Source organism: Saccharophagus sp. K07, from assembly GCF_014336955.1.
Classification (GTDB): Bacteria; Pseudomonadota; Gammaproteobacteria; order Pseudomonadales; family Cellvibrionaceae; genus UBA5868.
Genome location: NZ_QRAI01000001.1, coordinates 536,114 through 560,924, shown reverse-complemented (window position 1 = coordinate 560,924; position 24,811 = coordinate 536,114). Strand labels below are relative to the sequence as shown.

General features: G+C 50.1%; 23 protein-coding genes. 5 read left to right on the top strand and 18 right to left on the bottom strand.

All coding sequences use genetic code 11. The annotated features are described in order from the left end of the window. Positions 1-43 precede the first annotated feature (43 nt). Entirely contained in the window at positions 44-2,140 is a 2,097-nt protein-coding gene (locus tag DWB84_RS02305; protein ID WP_187408138.1) for an adenylate/guanylate cyclase domain-containing protein, read from the top strand. A 27-nt stretch (positions 2,141-2,167) separates the two neighbouring features. Then, positions 2,168-5,506, top strand: coding sequence for a tetratricopeptide repeat protein (locus tag DWB84_RS02300; protein WP_187408137.1), 3,339 nt, complete (start codon positions 2,168-2,170; stop codon positions 5,504-5,506). Positions 5,507-5,511: 5 nt separating this feature from the next. On the opposite strand, the gene DWB84_RS02295 is transcribed toward DWB84_RS02300, so the two are convergent. After that, the gene (locus tag DWB84_RS02295; protein WP_187408136.1) at positions 5,512-5,988 is read right to left on the bottom strand and encodes a hypothetical protein; all 477 of its coding nucleotides are present in this window, start codon (positions 5,986-5,988) and stop codon (positions 5,512-5,514) included. A 269-nt stretch (positions 5,989-6,257) separates the two neighbouring features. Further along, positions 6,258-6,527 (bottom strand): hypothetical protein, encoded by a 270-nt coding sequence (locus DWB84_RS02290; protein ID WP_187408135.1) that lies wholly within the window; start codon positions 6,525-6,527, stop codon positions 6,258-6,260. A gap of 400 nt (positions 6,528-6,927) precedes the next feature. Between DWB84_RS02290 and DWB84_RS02285 the strand changes: the two genes are divergently transcribed. After that, the gene (locus DWB84_RS02285; RefSeq protein ID WP_187408134.1) at positions 6,928-7,545 is read left to right on the top strand and encodes a YigZ family protein; all 618 of its coding nucleotides are present in this window, start codon (positions 6,928-6,930) and stop codon (positions 7,543-7,545) included. Here the strand turns inward: DWB84_RS02285 and DWB84_RS02280 are convergent, their stop codons facing one another. The 14 genes from DWB84_RS02280 to rpsF all read right to left on the bottom strand — a co-directional run bounded on the left by DWB84_RS02280 (position 7,546) and on the right by rpsF (position 20,047). Continuing rightward, complete coding sequence (locus DWB84_RS02280; RefSeq protein WP_187408133.1) at positions 7,546-9,084, bottom strand: lipopolysaccharide assembly protein LapB; 1,539 nt, start codon at positions 9,082-9,084, stop codon at positions 7,546-7,548. Positions 9,085-9,226: 142 nt separating this feature from the next. Continuing rightward, on the bottom strand, positions 9,227-9,532 hold the full coding sequence (locus DWB84_RS02275) for a hypothetical protein (protein ID WP_222867986.1): 306 nt from the start codon (positions 9,530-9,532) through the stop codon (positions 9,227-9,229). Positions 9,533-9,742: 210 nt separating this feature from the next. Then, complete coding sequence (tsaA, locus tag DWB84_RS02270) at positions 9,743-10,477, bottom strand: tRNA (N6-threonylcarbamoyladenosine(37)-N6)-methyltransferase TrmO (RefSeq protein WP_187408132.1); 735 nt, start codon at positions 10,475-10,477, stop codon at positions 9,743-9,745. Between the two features lie 160 nt (positions 10,478-10,637). Further along, positions 10,638-11,054: an MAPEG family protein gene (locus DWB84_RS02265; protein ID WP_187408131.1), complete on the bottom strand. Its 417-nt coding sequence runs from the start codon at positions 11,052-11,054 to the stop codon at positions 10,638-10,640. Between the two features lie 15 nt (positions 11,055-11,069). Further along, the gene (gene smrA / locus DWB84_RS02260) at positions 11,070-11,654 is read right to left on the bottom strand and encodes a DNA endonuclease SmrA (protein WP_187408130.1); all 585 of its coding nucleotides are present in this window, start codon (positions 11,652-11,654) and stop codon (positions 11,070-11,072) included. Positions 11,655-11,703: 49 nt separating this feature from the next. Next, positions 11,704-13,068, bottom strand: coding sequence for a nucleotide 5'-monophosphate nucleosidase PpnN (gene ppnN / locus DWB84_RS02255; RefSeq protein WP_370589650.1), 1,365 nt, complete (start codon positions 13,066-13,068; stop codon positions 11,704-11,706). Positions 13,069-13,267: 199 nt separating this feature from the next. Continuing rightward, positions 13,268-13,732, bottom strand: a complete 465-nt coding sequence (locus tag DWB84_RS02250) for a peptidylprolyl isomerase (protein ID WP_187408129.1) — start codon at positions 13,730-13,732, stop codon at positions 13,268-13,270. A 93-nt stretch (positions 13,733-13,825) separates the two neighbouring features. Then, the gene (gene acs, locus DWB84_RS02245; RefSeq protein WP_187408128.1) at positions 13,826-15,763 is read right to left on the bottom strand and encodes an acetate--CoA ligase; all 1,938 of its coding nucleotides are present in this window, start codon (positions 15,761-15,763) and stop codon (positions 13,826-13,828) included. A 104-nt stretch (positions 15,764-15,867) separates the two neighbouring features. Continuing rightward, positions 15,868-16,248 (bottom strand): aspartate 1-decarboxylase, encoded by a 381-nt coding sequence (gene panD, locus DWB84_RS02240; RefSeq protein WP_187408127.1) that lies wholly within the window; start codon positions 16,246-16,248, stop codon positions 15,868-15,870. Between the two features lie 158 nt (positions 16,249-16,406). Next, a complete protein-coding gene (gene panC, locus DWB84_RS02235) occupies positions 16,407-17,276 on the bottom strand; it encodes a pantoate--beta-alanine ligase (RefSeq protein ID WP_187408126.1) in 870 nt (289 codons plus the stop codon). A gap of 130 nt (positions 17,277-17,406) precedes the next feature. Further along, positions 17,407-18,759 (bottom strand): replicative DNA helicase, encoded by a 1,353-nt coding sequence (gene dnaB, locus DWB84_RS02230; RefSeq protein ID WP_187408915.1) that lies wholly within the window; start codon positions 18,757-18,759, stop codon positions 17,407-17,409. Positions 18,760-18,917: 158 nt separating this feature from the next. Continuing rightward, on the bottom strand, positions 18,918-19,364 hold the full coding sequence (gene rplI, locus DWB84_RS02225; protein ID WP_187408125.1) for a 50S ribosomal protein L9: 447 nt from the start codon (positions 19,362-19,364) through the stop codon (positions 18,918-18,920). Between the two features lie 11 nt (positions 19,365-19,375). Continuing rightward, complete coding sequence (gene rpsR, locus DWB84_RS02220) at positions 19,376-19,603, bottom strand: 30S ribosomal protein S18 (protein ID WP_187408124.1); 228 nt, start codon at positions 19,601-19,603, stop codon at positions 19,376-19,378. Between the two features lie 3 nt (positions 19,604-19,606). Continuing rightward, a complete protein-coding gene (rpsF, locus tag DWB84_RS02215; RefSeq protein ID WP_187408123.1) occupies positions 19,607-20,047 on the bottom strand; it encodes a 30S ribosomal protein S6 in 441 nt (146 codons plus the stop codon). 311 nt (positions 20,048-20,358) lie between these two features. Between rpsF and DWB84_RS02210 the strand changes: the two genes are divergently transcribed. Both DWB84_RS02210 and DWB84_RS02205 read left to right on the top strand, forming a co-directional pair. After that, the gene (locus DWB84_RS02210) at positions 20,359-21,300 is read left to right on the top strand and encodes a diguanylate cyclase domain-containing protein (RefSeq protein WP_187408122.1); all 942 of its coding nucleotides are present in this window, start codon (positions 20,359-20,361) and stop codon (positions 21,298-21,300) included. A 16-nt stretch (positions 21,301-21,316) separates the two neighbouring features. After that, on the top strand, positions 21,317-21,928 hold the full coding sequence (locus DWB84_RS02205) for an Hpt domain-containing protein (protein WP_187408121.1): 612 nt from the start codon (positions 21,317-21,319) through the stop codon (positions 21,926-21,928). 32 nt (positions 21,929-21,960) lie between these two features. On the opposite strand, the gene DWB84_RS02200 is transcribed toward DWB84_RS02205, so the two are convergent. Beyond that, positions 21,961-22,893 (bottom strand): M23 family metallopeptidase, encoded by a 933-nt coding sequence (locus DWB84_RS02200; protein WP_187408120.1) that lies wholly within the window; start codon positions 22,891-22,893, stop codon positions 21,961-21,963. Between the two features lie 188 nt (positions 22,894-23,081). Next, on the bottom strand, positions 23,082-24,794 hold the full coding sequence (locus tag DWB84_RS02195; RefSeq protein WP_187408119.1) for a carbohydrate-binding protein: 1,713 nt from the start codon (positions 24,792-24,794) through the stop codon (positions 23,082-23,084). Between the last annotated feature and the right edge of the window lie 17 nt (positions 24,795-24,811).

Here is a 24,811-nt window from a genome sequence, read left to right as displayed (position 1 = left end):
TCTCTTTTGATAATCGTTCTTTTTATGGTCAGGCACGGATACCATGCCACATAGCGCAAGCAGAGCACCCGTAATACACCACCATCACCGCTATTGGTGGTTGGCATCCTTAACGCTGATGTTGCTGCTCCTCTGCGTCTGCCTGTCATCTTATGCTGTTAAGGTCGAACAAAAAACCGGGTTGCACTGGCTTTTTCATCTGCGGGGACCAATAACGCCGCCATCCGATATTCGGATTATCGGAATTAATTCCGCAGCCGGTGAAAACATGAACCTCTCCCGCCAGACCAGCAGTTGGTCGCGCGATATTTATGCAGCCCTGATCGATCGCCTTACACAGGCTCAAGTGCGCCTGATCGTTATGGACATTGCTTTTAAAGATGCTCGGCGCGAGGAGGAAGATGCAGCTCTCGAAAATGCTTTACGAAATAACGGCAAGGTGCTGTTATTCAAATATCTGCGCCGACATCAAATCAATCTCGGCAAAGGTCTTGCCGATATTGAAGAAGAAATCGCCCCGCTGCAGAGATTCACACAGCATGCATTAGCGTCCGGCAGCTTTGTTTTACCCAAGTATCCGGCTGAAGTCACCCACGCCTATTTATTCACTGAACTTACAAAGGGGAAAGAAGCTACACAACCACTGCTCGCATTTTTGGCGCTGCAGCCCGAAGCAGTTAGACAAAGTCTGTGGGACAAGCTAAGACCAGAACAGCAAGCACCAGAAAAATTAAGCGAGTGGGCTCGACTCTTAGGGGAGATATGGCCCGTATCTACAGTGCCCACCTTATCCACTGAAGAAAAAGACTTGCTCGTCCGATTGCATTTACCCAACCCTATGCCGATCAATTTCTACGGGCCTGCGGAAACCTTCTCCACCGTTCCGATCGACCGGGCGCTGCAAATGACCAAAGAGGAAATGCGCCAACAATTTCACAACAAAGTGGTTTATGTCGGCTATTCAGACTCTCGCCAAACCGAGCAGATGGACGCTTACCGCACCGTATTCAGCGACCGGCGCGGCGTAGATATCAGTGGTGTCGAAATATCCGCAACCGTGCTCGCCAATCTGCTACAAAACAACTATTTGAAGCCGCCCAGTCATTACTGGATGCTCGGTTTAGCATTGGTATTCGCAGCAATTGCAATTTTGGCACATCAATTTTCCGCCCCTGTGTGCCTAATAATTCAGTTCCTCGCGGCAGGTGCTTATTTAGTCATCTCATATCGCCTGTTTCTCAATTACTTTGTATGGCTACCCATCGTTATACCTTTTATTGCGTTGCTGTTGAGCAATAGCATTATGTGGACATGGCATTACCTGCAGCAGAAAAAGCGAGAGCAGGAAATCCGTTATATGCTCACCCAATATTTACCAACCGAAGCGGCGCATAAATTAAGTCGCGACTTCAGTCGACTCGAGCAACAACGGCAACTTGTCCAGGGCGTTTGTCTGCTGACCGATGTGCAAGGCTACACACGCTTGGCAGAGACTATTTCCCCAATAGAATTGCATGCGTTAATGAATCGTTATTACGCGGTTTTAATTCAAACCGTAGAAGAGCACGGTGGCTTTATCGGCAATTTGGTGGGCGACGGTATGTTGGCGCTGTGGACCGGATCGGAAATCGACGACAACATGTGCAAATCAGCACTACTTGCAGTACACGACATACAAAAAAGATTAGAACAAGAGCCCGACTTGACTGAAAAACTGCCGACTTGCTTCGGTCTTCATGGCGGCCAATTTTCGCTTGGCAATCTCGGCCACTTCGGACATTTTGAGTATTCGCCAGTTGGCGATATGATTAATACCGCGTCTCGCATCGAGCATTTGAACAGACAGCTCAAAACACGGATATTATGTTCCGCACCTGTTGCAAATCATTTAAATGACGTGAAGCTACGTTTTTTGGGTAATTTTTCACTGCGCAATAAAGCCGTTCCAGTTGCACTATATACCTACGCAGATACGCCTACCGATTTAGATGTTCGCTTTAAACAGGCGTACGAACTTTATGAAAATCGCCACTTTGGATTGGCTTTGGCGCAATTCGCGCAAATAGCAGACGCATATGCTGATGGTCCGAGCTTATACTTTGCTAACGCGTGTCGAGAGGAGCTAAGCGCCCGAAACTAATAATGCTGTTTGGATCAGGAGAGTTCCATGAACGCAAGTCGCCCCAACTTTCCCGCCGCTCTGACTTTCGGAATTTTATTATTTTATTCGAGTTACGCTAACGCCCGCTGCGATAACCCTGCCGCAACCTTAGAAAGTGCAGAGGGTTTGGTCGAATGGCAATCTCCACAGGAACAAACCTGGGCCAATGCGCCATCTGGAACGCCATTCTGCTACGGCGATCGTGTGCGCGTTTTAACCCAAAGAGCTGTGCTGCGACTGGCAAACGATACTCTGTTGCGTCTGCAGGAAAATTCAGTAATTACCCTGCTACCGGAAGATCGCGGATTTTGGCTGGAATTGGTGGAAGGAGCAGCCCATTTTTTATCTCGCACATCCAAACAGTTCACCATTAAAGCTCCCTATTTAAACGCTGCTGTCGACGGAACCGAATTTATTGTCAGCGCGGCAAGCACCAGCAACCGCGTTGCAGTGTTGGAAGGTAATGTTCGGGTAAATAACGAGTTTGGCGAAATTCAATTGGCAGACGGAATGCAAACCTCGGCGACGGCCACAACCGCACCAAGTCCTGCACAAACCATTCGCGTGCGCGATGCCGCCGAGTGGATCTTGTATTACCCCCCTCTTCTCGCTCAAGCAACTTCACCAGCAATCGAACGATTGATTGAAAATGAACGCTATAACGATGCATTGGACACACTCACGAAAAATGCGTTAACAGCGGAGTCCGCAACTTTAGCGGCCTCACTCGCGTTTAATTCCGGGCAAGCGGAAAAAGCCGAACAATATTTACAAAGCGCTCTCGAACAAAATCCGCAACTTGCCGATGCCCTCGCTCTTCAGGCTTTGTGCACCCTAATAAAAGGTGACGATAAAGAGGCGCTTGCGCAAACAACACGATTGGTTCAAACCTATCCCAACAATCCCAGCGTATTGCTGGTTCACGCTTACGCCATCCAAAGCCAAGGCGAAATCGAAAACGCACTGACTGTTAATAGACAAGCCCTGGAACTTATACCCGATAATCTGTTTGCCCTAGCACGTACAGCCGAACTCGAACTCAGCGCCGGCAATACCAGTGCGGCACGCAAGTTAATTGACAAAGCACTGCAAAAATCCCCCCGCCACAGCCGCATCAACACACTCGCAGGCTTTATCGCCCTCAATCGCTTCGCCACCAAAGACGCGCAAAGGTATTTCCAAACCGCCATCGAAACCAACAGCAGCGAACCCCTAGCCAGATTTGGTCTGGCTTTGGCACTGATACAAAGAGGCAAAATCGAACAAGGCCGCCAACAAATGGAAATGGCCGTCCTACTCGACCCAGGCAGCAGTTTATTGCGCAGCTATTTGGGTAAAACCTACGCGACACAAAACAAAAATGATTGGGCCGATACGCAGTACCAACTGGCGAAAAACCTAGATCCTAATGATCCTACGCCGTGGTTTTATAGCGCACTTAAAAACCAGAGCCAAGGCAATTTAATCCGTGCAGCTAAGGACCTAGAAGAAAGCCAATCGCGAAACAATAATCGCTTGGTTTATCGATCCAGATTTTATCTGGACAGGGATGCGGCATCACGCGCGGCGAATGCTGGAAGGATTTACAGCGAGTTGGGTTTAACAGAAAAAGCTATTGATCTTGGCACCAAAGCTATCCGAGAAATCCCAGGTGAACATAGCGGGCATCGTTTGTTAGCTGAGCTGTATAGCAGAGAAAATCGTTATGAATCGCTTAGAGCATCCGAGCGTCTCCAAGCAACGATGCTGCAACCGGTTGGGACTACACCATTACCTTTTGGGTTATCCGAAGTGGGACTTTTAGTAGCCAACGGAACAGGCCCTTCTGATCTTGGATTTGGAGAGTATACCAGACTATTTATCAACGAAGGACTTCGCGCTCAAGCTGGCATGTCACGAGGAAGCCGGAATACAGATGCGTACAACGTTAATATAGTTGGAACGAGAAGTAACACCGCTGTGGCGTTAGGCCATTATTCTTATCAAACTGACGGATTTAGAAAGAACAACGACGCAACTTATTCTATATCGAACCTGCTAGCCCAATGGCAAGCGCAGCCGTCATTTGGCATCCAAGCCGAAATTAGTCAGAGAGAAGATAAATTTGGCGATCTCGGATTGAGATTTAACCTTAACAACTTTAACGAAAATCAAAGAACTGATGCAGACATTTCCACATATAGACTAGGAACAAATATAACCACCTCGAAAAACGGACAGCTCTTAGTATCGTTAACGAAGCGATATCGGTACTCTGACTATAACGAGAAGAATAATTTCTCCACAGTCTCCAGAGAAACCTCAATCAAAACCGATGTGTTAGATTTTAGATATAATCACCAATACGTCTCTGGAAACGTGATTATTGGAGGGTTGGTAGCAGATAATCAAGTAGATAGCTTAAATACCGTTTCGAAAGAGCTTCGCAATACAAGCGCCCACCCAGAAGATCTTTACGCATACCACTACATAAAACCAAGCGCTCAACTACAAATAATTTATGGAACAGACCTAATTCGAAATCCTGTCACATATTCTGTTGGCAATCTCAGCTTAATAACAGACAAAAAAAACAAATACTTCCCCAAATTCGGGATCCAATGGACACCCATCAACAATATCGAAGTAAGCGCTGCATATTTCGAAACATTCAGCAACAATCAAGCAATAAGAACATCGCTAAAGCCCACACACATTCTAAATTTTCCACAATTAACCGAAGGTGCGGAAGGAATTACCACTGATACTTATGCGGCAAATTTAACATTAAGATTATGGGAAAACACCAACATTGGTTACAATTACGACACCAGTGACATAATCTTTCCCCAGCTCAGCATTGGACAACAGCTTAGAATTGTGGAAAAAGAACTGAAATCGGAAAACCACAAGCTATACTTCGAGAGCCTACTCAGCAACTCAGCTTCAGTTAGCATTAAGGCATCCTCAGAAAAAACACACAGAGATCGCAATCCAAGCTCTACAGATATTAATCTTCCATTGAAATTCAGCAATGACAATATTTCATTTTTTCTAAACTGGGAAATAGCAAGCAAAACACGCCTTACCTTAGCAAACCACTACATCAATCAGAATTTTCATACGGAGGGATTGGTCGTTCCGAACATCGTAAACATACCTGAAATCAATAGCTCGGAATATGTTTTTATCACCGACTTTGATATTTACAGAAATTTCTCATTCGGCGCACTGAAATTTTCAGCCAAAAATCTTTTTGACGAAAAATTCAAATATGCTGACTTTGACTACTTTATATCAAATGCAAGACCCTTGGAATTTTTCCCAGAGCTGACGCTCATGATAAGCGCCAGCATCAATCTGTGAGTGAACTAAGGCGGGCAATCCGGGTCTTGATCTGGGGTCGGATACCTCAATGAAACCTGATTTTCAATCCACTCTACATAGGCTACAGGGCAGTTACCATCTCTCACATATGGCTGAGCAAAAGCAGATTGGATAAGCGCATCCAAAAAAGATCCTTTTGGTTCAATTGTCGGCCTAATATCATTCCGACTTGCGACGAGAAAACCTTGGTATCCATCAGTATCTCGAATTAAACGCTCAGGAGGAAATAGTCGCTTGCAACTATCGCCTACGCAAGTATCCCAGCGCACGCCATCGGGAGAATATATCTCAAGATCTCCCACTTCGCCGACCGCAACAATATATTTTGTTTTACCTCCTGCCGCTTTAATATTACCTAAGCCAGGACGCCCAAACAGCCAAACAATCACCCCAATTAAAAAAATTATTATGAGCAACAATATCACAATAAGATTTTTCTGCCCCCCAATATTAGCTGCCATATATCCTCCTATCTTTGACTTTTGGTTAAATTCCTTTCTTAGATTAACACCCTGATCACCAAGCCATCAATCGGCCAGAATAAAACCAGACCAAATGCTTTCTATCGAATCAAAAAATTCATTCATTCGTTTGAATTTAAAAACAGAAACTCAATTAATATGTTGATCCAAAGCGGCTTTCTCGAAAATCGAAGGCATTTATCAACAAAATCATCTCAAGACGTAAAGACACAAGACCGAACCTTGGATCAACTCATTGGCGACGTGTATCAGTGCGGCGGACAATCTGGATCCTGACTGGAACTGGGATAATGCACAACTTGGATCCCGCGAACCCATTGCACATACTTCACTGGGCAAACTCCGTCACGAGACTGCTGTTGTATTTCCGAATCAGCCGTCGACTTAATCAAGTCGCCCAAACCAGGCTGCGACTGCTCCTGTAAAACCTCCTTCTCATCATCCTTTGGGTCAGCCTGAGAAACAGAAGCCAAACAGAAAAGAGCAAAACCAAACAGAACAAAACTTTTATATTTCATAAAAACTCCTTTTATATTTCCATTAAACCACCCGCCTAGCTAACAAAATATAAAAAAATAAAACAACCATAAAAAAGAAAATATAACGTCAAATTTTTGCGAAATATTCACATTAAATTTACTAAATAATTCCTTTATTTTTAATCTGGCCTTTCAGAAGCAATAACTTTCTTAATAAAATAGGCCCCCAAAATCACCATAACATCAAGATTCATAAATTCATTCAAGCTCATGGTTTTGTCGAGTCACCTTATTTTTGACTCCGCCTCATCCAGACACGCGCAATCATCTTAAAACCTGATTTGTATACGCTCCCCCTACAAAGCAATCCGCAGTTAACAAAAAGCATTCGACGAAATACAATTGCCTTTTGCTTTGCCAACACTTAGAACCAATACACATGTCTCGCCCTTTCCAAACCCTCACCCACCCCACCGAGTTCTGCTACGAAGAAAAGCGCAGTCGTTTTCATGCGTATGTTTGGCCAGTCAAGTCGAAGGAGGAGGGATTCGAGTTCTTCAATGCGATGAAGCAGCAACATCCCGATGCCAGGCACCATTGCTGGGCGTATTTAATTGGGGATCCGGAGCAGGCCTTGATGGCGGGGTTTAATGATGATGGGGAGCCGGGCGGTACGGCGGGGAAGCCGATGTTGAATGTGCTTACCCAGAGAAAAGTGGGCAATTCCTTTGCTGCGGTTGCTCGTTATTTCGGCGGAATCAAGTTAGGTGCAGGCGGACTGACTCGAGCTTACGGACAAGCCGTTTCGGGGGCGCTGGATCTTGCGGAATTCTGTATGGTGGTGCCAACGCAGCCTATAGAAATCATTGTCAGCTTCGCATTGGAGCAGCGAGTTCGCAATCTTTTATCGCAAATGCGCTTATCGGTATCGAATACCGTTTACGACGCAGAGAAGGTTTTGCTGCAGAGTGAATGCCCGCAGGATCAGATTGGCAATTTGCAAAATCAGCTGCGCGAGCAAACATCTGGCAGCGCAATTCTAAAAACAGAGAAGTAATCAGCGGGCGAGAATTTGGATCGGCACGGCATGCACTTCATCCAATTCTGCCTCTAATTTTTCGGAACTCACTGCCACCATCTGCAAAATTTTGCGAGCCTGCTGGCGGCGGGTATCAGCATGGTCCCAAGCGATAACGCGTTGAAGATAATTCACGGAACCCGCGGAGTCTCTTTTAGCTGCATGCAGGGACCCCAATTCCAAGTTGAGACGAACATCGGAAGAAAACCGGGAATAAAATCCCTCTAATAAAGCTATGGCATCATCGATTCTGTCTCGATACCGATAAATTTTTGCCAGAAAGTACGCAGCTTCCAAACTATCCGCGTCCACTTGAATGGCGTGCAATGCGTGAGCTGCTGCACGCAGCATATTTTCTTCCGCAGATTTTCCAGATTCGTTGCGCGCGCCATCCCAGTAGACATGCGCAGCATTGGTTAAAACATAGGGATCATTTGGACTGTGCTTCAGGGCCAAACCGAGAACGTGTCGCGCCAGCTCATTTCGATTCTGATGTTGCTCGATAACGGCGCGTATCGAAAATGCCCGCGCTACGGAATTTTGTTTTGCATCGACTTTTTTGAGCCATTCGAGCGCAACATTTTGCTGCCCGGATCTATACGCTAGGTCTCCCAAAAGATAAGCCACATCATTTACCGACAAGCGCTTCTCCACCAGAGGACCCGTGTAGGGTTTTACCTCCAGACGGAATCCCATCCAGGTCTTTTTTTCCGCGTATGTCTTTAAAGCTGCGTCGAGCTGTTCCGGAGTCACCCCCAAATAACGCTGCAGGGCCTGGGCAACATCCTCACCCCGGCCAATCGACGCAAGATAAGCCCGCAAGCCAGCCCGGTGGTCCGCTTGCTGATTCAAATGCCCTAATTGGAGGTAATGCATCAACACCCAAGCAGTGGCGTAATAGCGCGACCAATATCGAGCGTTATTCGTGTCCTGTGGAGTGTGCAGCTCTAACACCGGCAACAAGCCATCCCTATCCACATCCTTTCGCCGCCACTGATGGACCAACCCCACCACCATCCCCTGATTCTCCAAGGAGGACGCGGCCAAAAGATCAGCAAACCCTTCCTCATACCAAAGGGGATAGTTCAGCGGGTTATGGGTTCGCATCAGGTAGTGAACATACTCGTGGAACAGCACCAATCCCACATTCGCCAACCCCATATCCGCACCGACCACCATCCTGGGCCCCTGCCATGTGTCGAGGAAGTAGCCCGCGATAGCCTTATCCGGCTGGAGCTCCCGGTAATCGCGCGACCGATTGAACAAAAAGACCTGGGCACGCCCGTGCATTGCTGATTCCGAATGCCCGGTCAGCATCAGAGCGGCCTCCCTAAACCTTTCAAAATCTTCGAGGATGCGGCGCGCTTCCGCCGGTTTGCGATCAGAGTAGACCACAAAGTGGTTCGAGGTGTATTCGACCCATGAGGTGGCCTTTGCTGAGACGGCATGCATATACAAGCAAGCAGCCATAAAAACTGCCATACGGATGCCAGTTACGACACTGCTGGTAATACCCATGCTGGAAACATTGCCCTCCAAGATCCAATCGAGGAAGCGGCGATTGTAACGGCAAGATTCTGTTAGGGATAGGAAATACAACCAGGAGGGGCTCCCCCTCACGAGGAAAAGAATAAACGCCGAAAAAAAAGAGAGACTTATCTTACGCCAATGCTCGCCAGCGAATTTCAGGTTCAAGATTGAGCGAACCCTCTTCCTCCAATGTTGCGTATTGTTTTCCTTCCGGACTCAATAACACCACTGTAGGAGGCTCAAATAGAGGCCTTCGCACAAACTCCAATTTCCAACCAAACTCTTTTAAATGTTCGAGACTCTGGCGCTGTAGTGGCGTGAGATATTGATGAAGGTCGTTGGGAATAGAACTGTGAGTTCCGCGCTTATCCAAGCTCTGGTAGGCTGAATCGTCGATGGCTTCCATAATTTCTACATCTACGCTTACTGGCAACACGATGCACACCTCCCGCATCCAATCCTAGATTAATATTTGCCCACATATCAGGAGTTGTCAAAACAACCTTAGGCGCCAATCGACTGCTTATTCGCTATTTTGCGCCATTTTTAAAAAATAGACACATTAAACCATCTGCAATTATAAAAACACCTCAATATGAGCCCCTTATAAATCTTCCAAGTTGGGCGCATATAACTAAATAACAAATTAAACTTTGTTGCCTATCTCAACCACCTCAATAAAAAAATCCGCTTTTTCATTCGGCACATACCGCCAGCGAACATTCAAATCGTACAGACTCATACCATAAATGCGCTCTGTATCGATGCGCTGATATTTCGGCCTGGGATCTTGTTGCAAAATTTCGCGAATAAGTCTCTCCAAATCCGCCGCGTCTTTTTCGGTCTTCCATTTATCTATAACGGCCTGAGCCACCGAGGAAAATACAACCGGATGGCAAGCAGGTGGTTCTGCCGCTATATGATTGTAGGCATTTGCAAGGGCATCAGCGTAAGGCACGTATGGCTTGATATCCAAAATCGGCGTGCCATCCAACAAATCCAAGCCCGCCACGTGGATATAAAAATTTCCGTTGTCCTTAGACCATCCTCGATATGCAACCACAGATAATCCAATCGGATTAGGCCTGTTAGGAGATCGGGTGGCGAATACCCCCAGAGATTTATTTCCTCCCAAACGAGGAGGCCTTACTTTTGGTCGCCACTCTGCTTCGTTGGCGTGGAAAATAAATTGCAACCACACGTGGCTACACTCCTCCAAACCGGCAAAAGCCTGCTCGTTTGCGAATGGAGGACAAATCAGAATTTTGCCCTCCGCTGTCGGAGCCAGTCCAGGTTGGCGAGGGATGCCGAACAATTCGGTGAAGCACGACTTCACTATACCAATCGGTTTAAATACAAATTCGGAAGATGTGTCGGCCATATTGCAGAAATAGTCTTATGGTTCTTGCAAATACTCTAATATTTTCTCATTCAGGGGATGCATTCAAGCAGTATCCAAGAGAGGGTAATCTGGCTATTACTGACAAGCTGGATGATTTACTGCCAAACGATTTGCAAATCCAAAGGCTTTTCGTCGCTCATTAGAGCGATCTAGAAGCATAATGCACAGCCAAAACTATCCACATAATCATCACTACACCCATGCCTCCCATAAAAGACAGCATGCGATGAAGAACATTGTTATACGTCATATGAATAAATGCGTGGACTACACGAAACGCCACAAAAGCCCAGGCTAATCCTTGGAGAACTGGTGATTGCTGCGCCTGCAATACCATTGTTGTAATACAGGCGGCATAAAACAGAACTGGCAGTTCAAATAAATTGGCGTAGTGACGAGTTCCGGCCTTGATATATTCCGGAACCCCTTCTCCCTCGAATACACGAAAATATTTTGCCGATACCTGCCGCTTTTTTACGGCCCTGATGCGCCAGGTCACATTCACCAGCATCACCAAAAAGGTCAGCAGAACCAATGCAAACATTGGATAAAACATGAAGCACTCCTTTCATCACAATTTTTTGTCTGCGCGAAGCAATTTATCGCGGGTCTCCTGCTTTTGTCTTTCACTCTTGCGCAGCAAGATATAAGTTGCGCCAACTCCACCGTGCTGTTTTTGCGCAGAGTGGAAAGCCAAGACCTCTTCCATTTGAGGCAACCAGTGGGCAACACAACTTTTCAACAATGCGGGCTGCTCACGTGTTTCACCTTTACCGTGAGTGATCAAGGCGGTACGCACGTCGTTCTGCATACAATCCTTGATAAATTGGTACACCTCTCGGCGTGCACGCTCTATGTTCATTTTGTGCAGGTCGAGCCGAGCATCAACTGCATATTTCCCCTGGCGCAAATTGCGGAATACACCATGCTGAACACCCGGTCGACGAAATGAAAGTTCAGCAAGTGGATCCACCATTTCGATGGGTTCACCTGCAAGCGGGTCGTCTGCTTTGATTTCCTCACTCTCCGCTTTTTCACGCCGGTGTGCCAGCGTTTTTTCATCAGCAGCGTTTTTGTTGATAACAACCCGGCGCTCGATTTTTATAGGTTTGACGTCGTCACCCAACAGTGCTTGGAATTGATCTTCATCAGACATAGCGGAGATCTCGAAAAACACTTCGTGCGGCCTTAGACCGCACACATCATTAATTCACAATTCTGTAGCAGGGGACATATTCCTGCGTGGGGATCTTCATGCGCTTCTGCGCTACAAACGATCGCAACAACGCATCCAAGGGCCCTATTACATCTTTTTCGCCACTGATTTCGTAAGGGCCTTTTTCTGCCACCGCTCGAATACCGTGCTCTTTCACGTTACCGTCAACTATACCGGAAAACGCTTTGCGCAAATTCGCTGCGAGATCGTGCGGAGCCTGTTGGCGATGCAGTTGCAGCTGTCGCATATTGTCATGGGTTGGCCGGAATGGGTGTTGGAAATCGTCCGCCACTTCCAGTATCCAATTGAAATAATAAGCATCCTGTGCCTGACGACGGAAAGCCTGAACATCCGCCATTTTTTCTTTCATGTAACGCGCGACCGCGGCTGGATCATCGATGATGATTTTATAAAGCGATTGCGCTTTTGGCCCGAGAGTAGCGCCAATAAATTCATGAATTTGTTGGAAATAGGCTTGTGCTGTCGCGGGTCCGGTAAATACCAGAGGAAACGGCAGCTGCTCATTTTCGGGATTTAACAGAATACCGAGAATATAAAGGATTTCTTCCGCCGTACCTGCGCCGCCTGGAAATACCACTATACCGTGACCCGTGCGCACAAACGCTTCCAGACGTTTTTCAATATCCGGCATGATCACCAATTGATTGACGATCGGGTTCGGCGATTCCGCAGCGATAATGCCGGGCTCGGTAATCCCCAGATAACGGCCCGCACGACGCTGCTTGGCGTGTGCAATGGTCGCGCCTTTCATAGGACCTTTCATCGCACCTGGACCGCACCCGGTGCAAATATCCAAACCGCGCAAGCCGAGTTCATAGCCAACTTTTTTGGTGTATTGATATTCCGTTTCGCCAATACTGTGGCCGCCCCAGCACACAATCAAATTTACTTCGTTATTGTGCTTCAGAACGCCGGCATTGCGAATGATGTGGAACACGCCGTTGGTAATACCCGCAGAAGTATTAAAATCGATATCGCGATTTTCTTTGAGTTCATTGTCGATATAAACCAAATCGCGCAGCACCGCAAAAAGGTGCTCTTTAATACCTTTGATCATTTCCCCATCAACGAATGCGCTCGCTGGAGCATTATGAATTTCCAGCTTGATGCCTCTTTCCTGGGCAATCACGCCGATGGAAAAATCTTTATAGGATTCCAATATTTCACTGGTATTGTCCGTCTCCTGCCCGGTATTCAATACAGCCAAGGCACAACGGCGAAAATTGTCGTACAGTTTGGCGTCACTCACCTTGGCCAAACGTGAAACTTCCAACTGAGAAAGAACATTGAGGCTGTGTTCGGGTGTGATTCTTGCCAGTTTGATTTTTTCCACGAAATTTCCTTAGCAGCGACACTGGCTGCAGCAATTCAGCAGGGCTTTATAACCAGTTTAGCAGTGGAATATGGATATCAGACTGCGCTGTTTTAAAAAACTTTGCGCACAGAGGTGTTGAAAAAGCCTTGCGGTAAGGTAGCTAAGATAGCATTCACAAAAAACGCGAGCCTATGCTCGCGTTTCCGGGTGGTTCCGATTAATGTACGTGACCGTGATCGATTTCTTCGGCGGTGGCTTCGCGTACAGCTTCCACAGTTACGTCGAAGTTCAACACCTTGCCAGCGAGAGCATGATTGGCGTCGATGGTGATGCCATCTTCGTCAACGTCTTTCACAACAACCACTTGAACCTGTCCGTAAGGGCCGCGCGCATGGAATTCCATGCCGACTTCGATCTGGTCAACGCCGCTGAAGGCTTCGCGCGGCAGAGTCTGGATCAAATCCGCATCGATTTCGCCGTAACCTTCTGCAGGCTGGACTTTGACGTTTTTCTGGGTGCCAACTTCCAAACCAGTCAGTTCTTTTTCCAGGCCAGGAATGATGTTTCCAGCACCGTGAAGATAATTCAGCGGTTCGCCTCCGCGAGAAGAATCGATAACGTTGCCGCCATCATCCGTCAGGGTGTAGTGGATGGAAACCACACAATCTTTTGCAACTTTCATATTTGTCTCCTACCCAAACCCTGCACGGCCCGGGAGTTATCTATGGGAGCGGGCACCCTACTTGAATAGCCCCCGGGTTGTAAAGAAGGCGCTTCAGACCGTTTGCCGACCTTCTATCAGCGTGGTCACTACACTCGGTTCAGCGAGAGTGGATGTATCGCCGAGCGAATCAATTTCGCCTGCCGCAATTTTGCGCAGAATGCGTCGCATGATTTTGCCCGAACGGGTTTTCGGCAAGCCGGGAGCCCACTGAATTACATCCGGTTTGGCGATGGGACCAATTTCTTCCACGCATAGCGCTACCAACTCCTTGCGCAAGGCATCACTTGGCTCAATGCCGTGCATCAAAGTCACGTAGGCATAAATTCCCTGGCCTTTGATGTCATGAGGGAAGCCGACCACTGCAGCTTCCGCCACAGCAGGATGCAGCACCAGAGCGCTTTCCACTTCTGCGGTTCCCATACGGTGGCCGCTGACGTTAAGAACATCGTCGACGCGCCCGGTGATCCAGTAATAGCCGTCCTCGTCACGACGCGCGCCATCACCCGTGAAGTAGTAGCCCGGGTAGGTAGAGAAATAAGTCTGTACTAAACGATCATGATCGCCGTACACAGTGCGCAATTGCCCCGGCCAGGACGCTTTGATAACGAGATTACCCTCGGCCGCGCCATGCACTTCTTTGCCATCGTTATCGAGCAATGCCGGCTCTATACCAAAAAATGGCAAGGTGGCAGATCCGGGCTTGAGATCAATCGCACCAGGTAACGGAGTGATCATGTGACCGCCGGTCTCTGTCTGCCACCAAGTATCGACAATGGGGCAACGGCCGTTGCCAACCACGCGGTGATACCACTCCCACGCCTCCGGATTAATAGGCTCCCCGACGCTGCCGAGGATGCGTAGCGAACTACGCGCAGTGGCTTCAACAAACTCATCACCCTGCCCCATCAAAGCGCGAATGGCCGTAGGCGCGGTATAGAAGATATTGACCTGATGCTTGTCGACGACCTCCCAAAAGCGGCTGGGAGTTGGATAGGTAGGCACGCCTTCAAAGATCAATGAGGTTGCGCCATTGCACAAGGGTCCGTACACGATATAGCTGTGCCCCGTCACCCAACCCACATCCGCAGTGCACCAATAGATATCGCCTTCGTGATAATCGAACACGTACTTGTGGGTCATGGCCGCTTGCAGCAAATAGCCAGCAGTGGTGTGCAGAACGCCTTTGGGTTTACCAGTTGAACCCGAGGTGTACAGAATAAAAAGCGGATCTTCCGCATCCATGATTTCCGGCTCACAGAAATCCGCCACTTCTTCCACCGCCGCGTGATACCAGAGATCGCGATCTTCATTCCACGGCACATCTCCACCGGTGCGGCGCACGACTACAACCGTGTGCACATCCGGGCAATGTGCGAGCGCTTTTTCGACGTTTTGTTTCAGCGGGATGGTTTTTCCTGCTCGGATACCTTCGTCCGCGGTGATCAATACCTGGCTATCGGAGTTCTGAATGCGGTCTTTGAGGGATTCAGGGGAAAAGCCGCCGAAGACGACGGAGTGAATAGCGCCAATGCGAGCGCAGGCGAGCATGGCGTAAGCCGCTTCGGGAATCATCGGCATATAGATGCAGACGCGATCGCCCTTTTTGACGCCGCGCGATCTCAGCACATTGGCCAGACGACAGACGTGTAAATGCAGTTCGCGATAGGTGATTTTGGCATCCTGCGCCGGGTCATCGCCTTCCCAGATAAACGCGACTTGATCGCCGCGAGTCGCCAGATGGCGGTCAATGCAATTGACGGTAACGTTCAGCTTACCGTCGCGAAACCAAGTCGCCGTGCCCTTGTGAAAATCGAACTCGCGGACCTGGGTCCACTTTTTTTCCCATGTCAAAAATTCTTCAGCAAAGCGAGCCCAGAATGCCTCCGGCTGACGAATCGACTCCTGATACAACTCTTGATACTGCTCCGCATTGATATGACTGGCAGCCGCCAAGCGACGGTTGACAGGGTAGATATGCCGTTCAGACATGGCGTTCCCCTTATTGTTTTGATGAGAAGGAATGTGCTTAACATCTTAGCGGAAAACAAGGGAAACCGGAGTGGGCGCTAGCGCGCCCCAAGACAGGATTTAAATCAGGCTACCTGCACAGGAATCGTGTCAGAGGTTCGCTCAACCTTGTTACGCTCTCCCAAGTAGACCAATTTGGGTTTGAAATTCTCCGCTTCGGATGCAGTGAACTGACCGTAGGCAGCGATAATAACCCGATCACCCACCTGAACTTTGCGCGCAGCCGCACCATTCATAGAGATAGTGCCTGAACCCGGTTTGGCGAGAATCACGTAGGTGGTAAAACGCTCACCGTTGTCGACGTTATAAATATCGATCTGCTCGAACTCTCGCAGCCCAGCAAGCTTGACCAAGTCAGCGTCGATCGCACAGGAGCCGTCATACCACAGCTCTGCCTGGGTCACGCGCGCCATATGCAGCTTGCCTTTCAAAAGAGTGATTTGCATGGTTTACCTCTGGTTCAGACCCGGCATTGCTCAAAATTTAGCCAAACCTTAGGTTTGGCCGGCGTATTGTAGCGCAACCGTTCGGGTTTTGTGTTCTTGGGACGACCTTGTTACGCGCCACAGTGGGCTTATTGCGCCAAAGTGGGGCGCGCCGAAACTCAAGTTTCTGCAGTTAAATTGCCGAGCGACAGGGAAACATTGTCGATCAGCCTGGCGCCCTGCGTATACATAGCGCCCAATACGGTAATTTCGTCATCGTCATGAGCCGCAGGCGCGAGCGTGCGGCTGTTGCAGATAGTGACGTAATCAGGCCGGAACCCGACTGTGCTGATTTTCTTTTTTGCCTGCTGTTCCAGCTCGGCAAAATTCTTCTCGCCCGCGCGAATACGCTCCGCCACCCAGGTCAAGGTGAGGTAAAGCTGATTGACCTTGGGACGCTCTTCTGGAGTGAGATAGCCGTTGCGCGAACTCATAGCGAGCCCATCGCTTTCCCGGACGATATCTCCCGCGAGTATCTCTACGGGAATACATAGGTCCTGCACCATACGTCGGATAATGGCAAGCTGCTGATAATCCTTCAGACCAAACACCGCAACGTCCGGTTGCACTATGTTGAACAGCTTGGTGACAACAGTGGTAACGCCTTCGAAATGGCCCGGTCGGCTCGCGCCGCACAATATGTCCGCCATGGTCGGGACTATGACGCGCGTCTGGGTATCCATGCCATTGGGGTAGATCTCCTGCTCTTCCGGGCAGAATAAATAATCGCAGCCGACAGAACGCAGCTTGGCGATATCCGCTTCCAGCGTGCGGGGGTATTTATCCCAATCTTCGTTCAGGCCAAATTGCAGGCGATTAACGAAAATACTGGCGATAACCACATCGGCGTTTTCGCGCGCTTGTTTGACTAGGGCGAGGTGGGCGTCATGGAGATTGCCCATAGTCGGAACAAAGCCAATGCGCTTGCCCTGCTTTCGCTGGCTTTGCAATTCCTGGCGCACTGACTGTATATGGTGAAAAATCTGCATGACTGATCGCTCCGCAACAGGGCCGTAAACGGCGGCGCATCATAAAAGCTACAGGCCGTTTCAACAAGGGAACCGCAACGCTGGCGCCCTGGTTCACGACGTGTGGCTTTTATTGCGTAAGACAATGGCTTTACTCGTAAGACTGCTGAAAGTACTCCGGCGCCAAATTGTCAAAACGGGTGTATTTACCGACGAAGGCGGCTCGACAGGTACCGATTTCACCGTTCCGCTGCTTGCCGATGATCAACTCGGCAATGCCTTTGTCCGGGCTTTCCTCGTTGTAATACTCATCGCGATAAATAAATAAAATCACGTCCGCATCCTGCTCGATCGCGCCCGATTCCCGCAAATCCGAGTTCATAGGCCGCTTGTTGGGGCGGGATTCCACGCCGCGGTTCAACTGGGACAGACAAATCACAGGACACTGATACTCTTTCGCCAGCGCTTTCATCGAGCGGGAAATTTCCGAAACTTCCTGCGTACGGCCTTCGGTACTGCCGGCAACGTGCATCAACTGCAGGTAGTCGATCATGATCATGCCGGGGTTGCCATATTCCCGCGCGATCTTCCGGGTGCGCGCACGCACCTCATTGGGTGTCAGACCCGCGGTATCGTCGATAAACAGCAGCTTGTCTTTCAGCTTGCGGGCAGCCGCTTCCAGCTTCGGCCAGTCTTCTTCGGTCAAACGACCGGTGCGGATATTGCCCTGATCAATGCGACCGATCGCCGACAACATACGCATGACCAGTGCGTCCGCGGGCATCTCCAAGCTGAAGATCAGCACAGGTTTAGGCTGCGTCATAAGCGCCGCCTCGACGAAGTTCAGGGCCAGGGCGGTTTTACCCATGGATGGACGCGCAGCGAGAATAATCAATTCACCCGGCTGCCAACCGGACGTTTTGGCATTGAGGTCGGTTAATCCGGTGGATACACCGGTGATATCGCTGTCCGACCGGAACAAGGCATCGATCTTTTCCACCGCTGCTTTCAGCAGCGTGTTTACGTCGGTAAAACCGCCGTCCTTGGGCCGCTCCTCGGCAATCTCCATCACCTTTTTTTCCGCCAGCTGCAGCAACTCATCCGCGCCCAATGGACCTGGGTTATAACTGGCTTTGGTGATTTCGGTTGCGGCGGCGATCAACTGCCGCAAGGTCGAGCGCTCGCGCACTATGCGGGCGTAGGCTGGCAGGTTTGCACTGCCCGCCACCCCACTGGCCAATTCGGTGAGATAGGCCAGTCCACCAACAGAATTCAGTTCACCTAGACGATTGAGCGCTTCCGCTACTGTAATGACGTCGATAGGCTGGCCGTCTTCCAGCAGTTGGGTCATAACTCCAAAGATCTGCCGGTGAGCCGCTTTATAAAAGTCGTTGCGACCGACAATTTCGGAGACGGCGTCAAAGGCAGACGAATCGAGCATCAAGCCGCCGAGAACCGACTGTTCGGCCTCGATGGAATGCGGAAGAACTGGCTCGTCCGCCATTGGCGGCGGGGAACTGGAGTAAAAATCGGCTTCCTGAGAATCGAATGGGTTCATAGGACTTTTCTGCCGCGATGAAAACGAAAAAGGGCACTCGGGAAAACCCGGTGCCCCTAATATTAGCCAGTCAAGAAAATGGCGTCTCCGCCACTGCTCTCAACTTATTGAGCTTCGATAACGATTTTGACCGTCTGAGCGACATCTTCATGCAATTGCAGAGTGATGTCGTACTGACCAACTTCACGCAGAGTACCTGCAGGCAGTTTAACTTCAGACTTAGCTACTTCAACGCCAGCTGCAGTAACCGCTTCAGCGATGTCACGAGCACCAACGGAACCGAACAGTTTGCCTTCGTCACCAGCGTTAGCGGTGATGGTAACAACCAGTTCAGCCAGTTTGGCAGCGCGGGTTTCAGCGTTTTTGCGACGCTCACCAGCAGCGGCTTCCAATTCAGCGCGACGCGCTTCAAAAGCAGCGATGTTGGCGGCAGTTGCAGTGATAGCTTTGCCCTGGGGCAGAAGGTAGTTACGGCCGTAACCAGAGCGCACTTTGACTCGGTCACCTACGGTGCCTAAACGGCCCACTCTTTCAAGCAAAATAACTTCCATTGCAGCACCCCTTATTGATGGCTGTCAGAGTAAGGCAGCAAGGCCAAGTAGCGCGCGCGCTTGATGGCGGTAGACAGCTGCCGCTGATAACGAGCTTTGGTTCCGGTAATACGGCTGGGTACGATTTTGCCGGTTTCGGAAATGTAGGCTTTCAGCGTTTCGAGATCTTTGTAGTCGATTTCTTTAACGCCTTCAGCGGAGAAACGACAGAACTTACGACGACGGAAAAAACGTGCCATGGATTATTCCTCCTCATTCTCTAATTCAGCGTCATCTTCAACGCCATCTTCGGCTTCAGCTTCCGCACGTGCGGCTGCTTCTTCCTGACGGCGCTCAGCGCGCTGCTTGCGTTCGCGGCTTTCTTTTTCCGCTTTCATGATGGCGGATTCACCAGTTACGGCTTCGTCGGTTCGCACAACCAGGTTGCGCAGAACTGCGTCGTTGTAACGGAAGTTGGTGGTCAACTCTTCCAGAGTTTCTTCTGTGCACTCGATGTTCATCAGCACATAGTGAGCTTTGTGGATTTTGTTGATTGGATAGGCGAGCTGGCGGCGACCCCAGTCTTCCAGGCGGTGTACTTTACCGCCAGAACTGGTCACGGCAGAGCTGTAACGCTCGATCATGCCAGGCACTTGCTCTGATTGGTCTGGATGAACCAGAAAAACGATTTCGTAATGACGCATTTTTGCTCCTTACGGGTTAATAGCCTCCCCCTGATGGAGTGAGGCAAGGAGATACCAGCCTAAAAGGGCCGGCGGTTTTAGGGCGCGCAATTCTATGAGGAGGCGGGGTAAAAAGCAACGACCAAAACGGTTGGCGAAAATTTATGCGTCACAAAGCGACGATTTGACGAACGCCGAACTCCGCTAAGTCGACCTAACGAACCATTCGTCGGATGGCATATAACTTTTTGTGATCGAATTCCGCCATTTCGTTTCGTTTGGTATGGCCTTGACTAGACTCAAAATCATCTGGGGCCAAGGGAGTTTGAGTCGTGCAGCCAAAGAAAAAGAATAATCTCATTCTGGTCATCCATTCCGACACCGAGGCCTTGCTCAGGCTCGGAGCTCTCTTGAAGGAGTCCGGCGACGTGATTTTCGCCACGTCGGTCAAATCCGGCCAGTTTATGGCCTGCCACCGCAAACCGGACTTGATCATCATTGCCGCCCGCGTCGGTGACAACAGCGGAATCGACTTGTGCAAACGGCTAAAAGCACACCGGGATTCGAAAGACTGCGCCGTTCTCATACTGGCGGAAGAACAGGAGCGGGAGCTGGAACTCGCCGCACTACAAGCCGGAGCAGTCGACTTCATTGCCGCTCCTTTCCAACCCGCCATTTTTCAAGCCCGCGTCCGCACTCATATCGCCTTGTCATCGCATAAGAGCCTGTTGCAAGCCTTAGCGGATAAAGACGGGCTGACCGAGGTTTACAACCGGCGCTACTTCGAAAACCAGGCGCGCCTTGAGCTCAAGCGCCACAATCGCCAGCAGCAACCGCTGACGCTTGCCCTGCTGGATATCGATTACTTCAAACCCTATAACGACGCCTACGGACACCTTCAGGGTGATATCTGCCTGCGCGAAGTAGCCCAGGCGATTGGCGCTGGGTCGCGCCGCCCCGGCGAATTTGTCGCGCGTTACGGCGGCGAAGAATTCGCCGTGGTCCTGCCCAATACCAATCTACAAAACGCGCAAAAGTACGGGCGTTGGATCTGCGAGCGGGTGTTGTCTCTGGCGATTCCTCATGCACATGCTGGCGCCGTGCCCTTTATCACAGTTAGCGCTGGCATAGCCACAGTGACCCCCAACACCCGAACCACTTTGGAAAACCTTATAACAACCGCAGATTCTGCTCTTTATCTGGCGAAAGCGTCGGGACGCAATCAATTCAAGGTTGCCACACTAGAACAAGAAACAATAAAGGAAGCGAGCTGACGGGCCGCATAACGCCATGAATATGATCAATCCTTTTCAATCACAACCGAGCACTATCTTCGAACCGAGCAAACTGGAGCATCACATAGCCCGCAGCGATTCGCGGGCCAGAGCCATTATGGAAATCGTGCAGAATTTGGTGGATGCGGGCAACGCGCCAATCCAGGAAATGCGCGCGGCCATTCAACGCAACCAATATCATCAGGCGGCCCATATGCTCCACACCTTACGTGGCAGCGTTGCCAACCTGGGCGGCCAACGGGTTTGTGAATTGACGGTGGAGTTGGAACAGCTGCTGGATGCAGGTGAAACCACCAATCTGGTGACCCAGCTACTGGACTGGCTGGACCAGGAATTTTCCCTGTTTCTCGGCGACGCATCAGAATGGTTGGAGCGGCAAAAAGAAAAATACGCCCTGCAGACGCAACATCCGCGCCGCTTACAAGAGCGAATGCAATTGTTATCCGACTGCTTGGCGGAAAATGATTTGCGTGCGTTCGATTTATTCGAGGAGCTGGAACGCCATCTGCAAAAGCAAATGGCAGCGCCGGATTTTCTCGCCTTCAGTGCCGCACTTCAGTCCTTGGAATTCGGCAAGGCCTTAACCTATATGCAGGGCTGGAGATAAGTCGCCAGACCCCTGCCCCCGCTCATTCTTTTTTAATCTTTTTGATGATTCTCCAAACGCTCACCGGCAACCGGCGGTGCGTGATGGCCGCGAAAGCGAAAAGGAATCGACTGCAGTTTTTTTCCGCCGTTAGCCTGCATGACGAAATGCAAATGGGGGCCAGTGGAAAAGCCAGTATTGCCGGAATACGCCAGGAGCTGCCCGCGTCGCACAGCCTGCCCGGGCACAACTTCCACTTTATCTGCCGCTAAATGGGCGTAGACCGAGATGGCGCCATTTGCGTGTAGCACGCGGACATAATTGGCTTCATCGGCATATTCCTCACTCCAGCCTGAACGGCTGAAATCCCGTTCCACTTCAGTGACCACGCCATCATCCACCGCCACTATGGGTGTGCCATCGGGCATGGCGATATCCACCGCATAATGCGCTTCCACATAGTGTTTATGGGATGCTTCACCGTAAAAACTCTGGGTAACCGGGAAGGGACCGCCGCGAAATGGCAAACCGATTTCCGGCGTTCCCAACTGCGCTGTATTAACCGGTTCACCCGGCACAAAGCGATAGGACCATTCATAAGCCCAGGTTTTGTTCGGCTCGGCGGCCTCCATCTGCAACACAAACTGCTCGGTAAAAGGTGGGATTACCCATTCGAACGGCGCCTCCTGACTCAGACGCAAGTTCTCCTGGACATAAAACTCCAGCCACACCTGCACCGGTCCACCGGTCTGATTGAGCGCATACAGCACCGGCCGCTGCTTGCTGCCGCGATTGACGACTGAGACCGTGGGACTTTTTTCTGTATAAACCAGACGCTGTTGTTCGACTGTCTCAACCGCCTTCCCTTGCGGTGGTTTATCGGTAATCACCCAGCGCCCGTTGGCATCTTTGTATTTGTAGACGGTTGCGGCCTGGAGAGAGGGTACGAACAAGGCGATTAACAATGCAGCGACGGATTTATTCACAAGGCTAATCATTAGGAGCTTTAACTGATCAATCCAAAAGGGGCCAGTCTTACAACCATAGAGCCTTTTTATGCTAACGACCACTTATGAGGCAGAGGGAACCGGCATATCAGATCGCCGGTTTGTACAAGAGTATTGGTGACCTCAAAAAACAAAACGGGGCGCGAAGCCCCGTTTTAACAGACTGATTACATCTTGCCAGCACCAGCATGGGTTTTGACTATGGCCGGAACATTGGCGGCCTCATCCAGCAGCACATTGCTGGCGCCACTGACACTGCAACCGGCTACTGTTCCATTCAGATTGCCGCTCTGCCAGTTGGCCGGCACGTAATGCGCACCGCCATTGCTGGGCGTGCGTGTATAGGTACCACCGTCCCACACGTTGCCATTGGCAACCCAACAGCCGGGCACATCGGAATCCGTAGAGGCTAGCAGTGGGTTATTCACGTTTTTGAAGTAATTATTCTGCACCAACGCCTTGCCTTCCGCCCGCGCATTTACATAGTGGATTTGCTTCACCGAACTATTGTTTTCCCAGTAGTTGTTGAACACATGAATGGTCGCACGACGCAACAGCGGAGTGCGCTGCTCGATGTTTTGATAAAAATTGTGGTGAAACACTATGTAGTTATTGCCATCGGGACTGTCATTCGCGCCTATAAGACCTCCGCGGCTGGAATTGAGGAAATGGTTGTAGGACACAGTCACGTAAGTGGTGTCGTTTTTCATATCAAGCAGGGAATCGTAGCCATCGTCTTCGCCGCCCGATGCTTCCAGCGTATTGCGATCAATCCAGATACGCGTCTGCGGGCCACCTTCGATGGCAATCGCATCGCCACCGTTGGATGTCGGAGAGCCGGATTTTTTCACGTTTTTCACGTGGACGTTGCGGATGATGATGTTTTCGGCATCGCGAATAAAAATACCTAGTTGATCAAACACCGCATTTTTACCGACGCCGATCAGCGAAATATTTGCAACGCCCTTGAGCTGGATGCGATCTGCCGCTGTATCACAATTTCCACTTACTTTGGTGGTATTGCCGTGATTAATGGTGCCATTCACCATGATGACCAAAGGTGCGGTTTTGGATGCACGCTGACAAATGGCGCGGTGAATTTCAGTACCGGTCGTCGCCGTCACCACCTGCCCACCTTCCCCACCCGTTACCGGACTACCGTAGCCGACAAACTGGGACACACTCATGCGCGGCATATTGCTGCCCGTCCCGCCACTGGAACTGCTGCTGGAACTGGACGATGAGGATGAAGAAGATGAACTCGAGCCAGAACATGATTGCGCCGTTACCCGCGGGCCGGAAATGGTAATCGAATCAATATTGGCGAAACTGTCCGCGGAAACTCCGCTCAGCACCAAACGGTTGGTACCGGCGTTCAATGATATTTCGGCACTCTCCTCCGCCCAGCTTGACCAAGCGCCAGTCGGGGCAAAAGTAAAGTTCGCGGCAGCGCCTACATTGCCATTGGCGGTCAAAACACCCGAACGCGCCCCACTGGCACCGTTGGCATAGCGGAATTTGACGGTGTAAACGCTGGTCTCCGACGCATCGATCTGCCACTCGATTTTGGAACCCAGCGCATTTTGCACATCGATATAACCACTACCCGTATAACCAGCATGCTCCGTATCGACTCCGCCGGATGCAGCGCTGTAATCCGCGTAACAAAAGCCTGTGGTCGCTTCTTGTATCGTCAGCGAATTAACGGAACCGCCACTGGAAGAATTCGAACTGGAGCTGGAAGAAGAACTGCTTGAAGAGGATGAAGAACTGGAAGAACTTGAACTGTTGGATGAAGTTGAACTGGTAGAAGTCTCCCCCCCACACGCGGCCAAACTCGCTGCCATGATCCCCAGGATCACGCCGTGCAATCTATTCATATGAGTATCCGTATTCT

Excerpts from the sequence above, each read along its gene's own strand:
- DWB84_RS02290 (WP_187408135.1), bottom strand. The coding sequence starts at position 6,527 with ATGAAATATAAAAGTTTTGTTCTGTTTGGTTTTGCTCTTTTCTGTTTG.
- DWB84_RS02305 (WP_187408138.1), top strand. The coding sequence starts at position 44 with ATGCCACATAGCGCAAGCAGAGCACCCGTAATACACCACCATCACCGC.
- DWB84_RS02195 (WP_187408119.1), bottom strand. The coding sequence starts at position 24,794 with ATGAATAGATTGCACGGCGTGATCCTGGGGATCATGGCAGCGAGTTTG.
- panD (WP_187408127.1), bottom strand. The coding sequence starts at position 16,248 with ATGCAAATCACTCTTTTGAAAGGCAAGCTGCATATGGCGCGCGTGACC.
- DWB84_RS02250 (WP_187408129.1), bottom strand. The coding sequence starts at position 13,732 with ATGAAAGTTGCAAAAGATTGTGTGGTTTCCATCCACTACACCCTGACG.
- smrA (WP_187408130.1), bottom strand. The coding sequence starts at position 11,654 with ATGTCTGATGAAGATCAATTCCAAGCACTGTTGGGTGACGACGTCAAA.
- rpsR (WP_187408124.1), bottom strand. The coding sequence starts at position 19,603 with ATGGCACGTTTTTTCCGTCGTCGTAAGTTCTGTCGTTTCTCCGCTGAA.
- acs (WP_187408128.1), bottom strand. The coding sequence starts at position 15,763 with ATGTCTGAACGGCATATCTACCCTGTCAACCGTCGCTTGGCGGCTGCC.
- dnaB (WP_187408915.1), bottom strand. The coding sequence starts at position 18,759 with ATGGCGGACGAGCCAGTTCTTCCGCATTCCATCGAGGCCGAACAGTCG.
- DWB84_RS02265 (WP_187408131.1), bottom strand. The coding sequence starts at position 11,054 with ATGTTTTATCCAATGTTTGCATTGGTTCTGCTGACCTTTTTGGTGATG.
- panC (WP_187408126.1), bottom strand. The coding sequence starts at position 17,276 with ATGCAGATTTTTCACCATATACAGTCAGTGCGCCAGGAATTGCAAAGC.
- DWB84_RS02205 (WP_187408121.1), top strand. The coding sequence starts at position 21,317 with ATGAATATGATCAATCCTTTTCAATCACAACCGAGCACTATCTTCGAA.
- DWB84_RS02285 (WP_187408134.1), top strand. The coding sequence starts at position 6,928 with ATGTCTCGCCCTTTCCAAACCCTCACCCACCCCACCGAGTTCTGCTAC.
- DWB84_RS02300 (WP_187408137.1), top strand. The coding sequence starts at position 2,168 with ATGAACGCAAGTCGCCCCAACTTTCCCGCCGCTCTGACTTTCGGAATT.
- rpsF (WP_187408123.1), bottom strand. The coding sequence starts at position 20,047 with ATGCGTCATTACGAAATCGTTTTTCTGGTTCATCCAGACCAATCAGAG.
- DWB84_RS02280 (WP_187408133.1), bottom strand. The coding sequence starts at position 9,084 with ATGGGTATTACCAGCAGTGTCGTAACTGGCATCCGTATGGCAGTTTTT.
- rplI (WP_187408125.1), bottom strand. The coding sequence starts at position 19,364 with ATGGAAGTTATTTTGCTTGAAAGAGTGGGCCGTTTAGGCACCGTAGGT.
- DWB84_RS02295 (WP_187408136.1), bottom strand. The coding sequence starts at position 5,988 with ATGGCAGCTAATATTGGGGGGCAGAAAAATCTTATTGTGATATTGTTG.
- tsaA (WP_187408132.1), bottom strand. The coding sequence starts at position 10,477 with ATGGCCGACACATCTTCCGAATTTGTATTTAAACCGATTGGTATAGTG.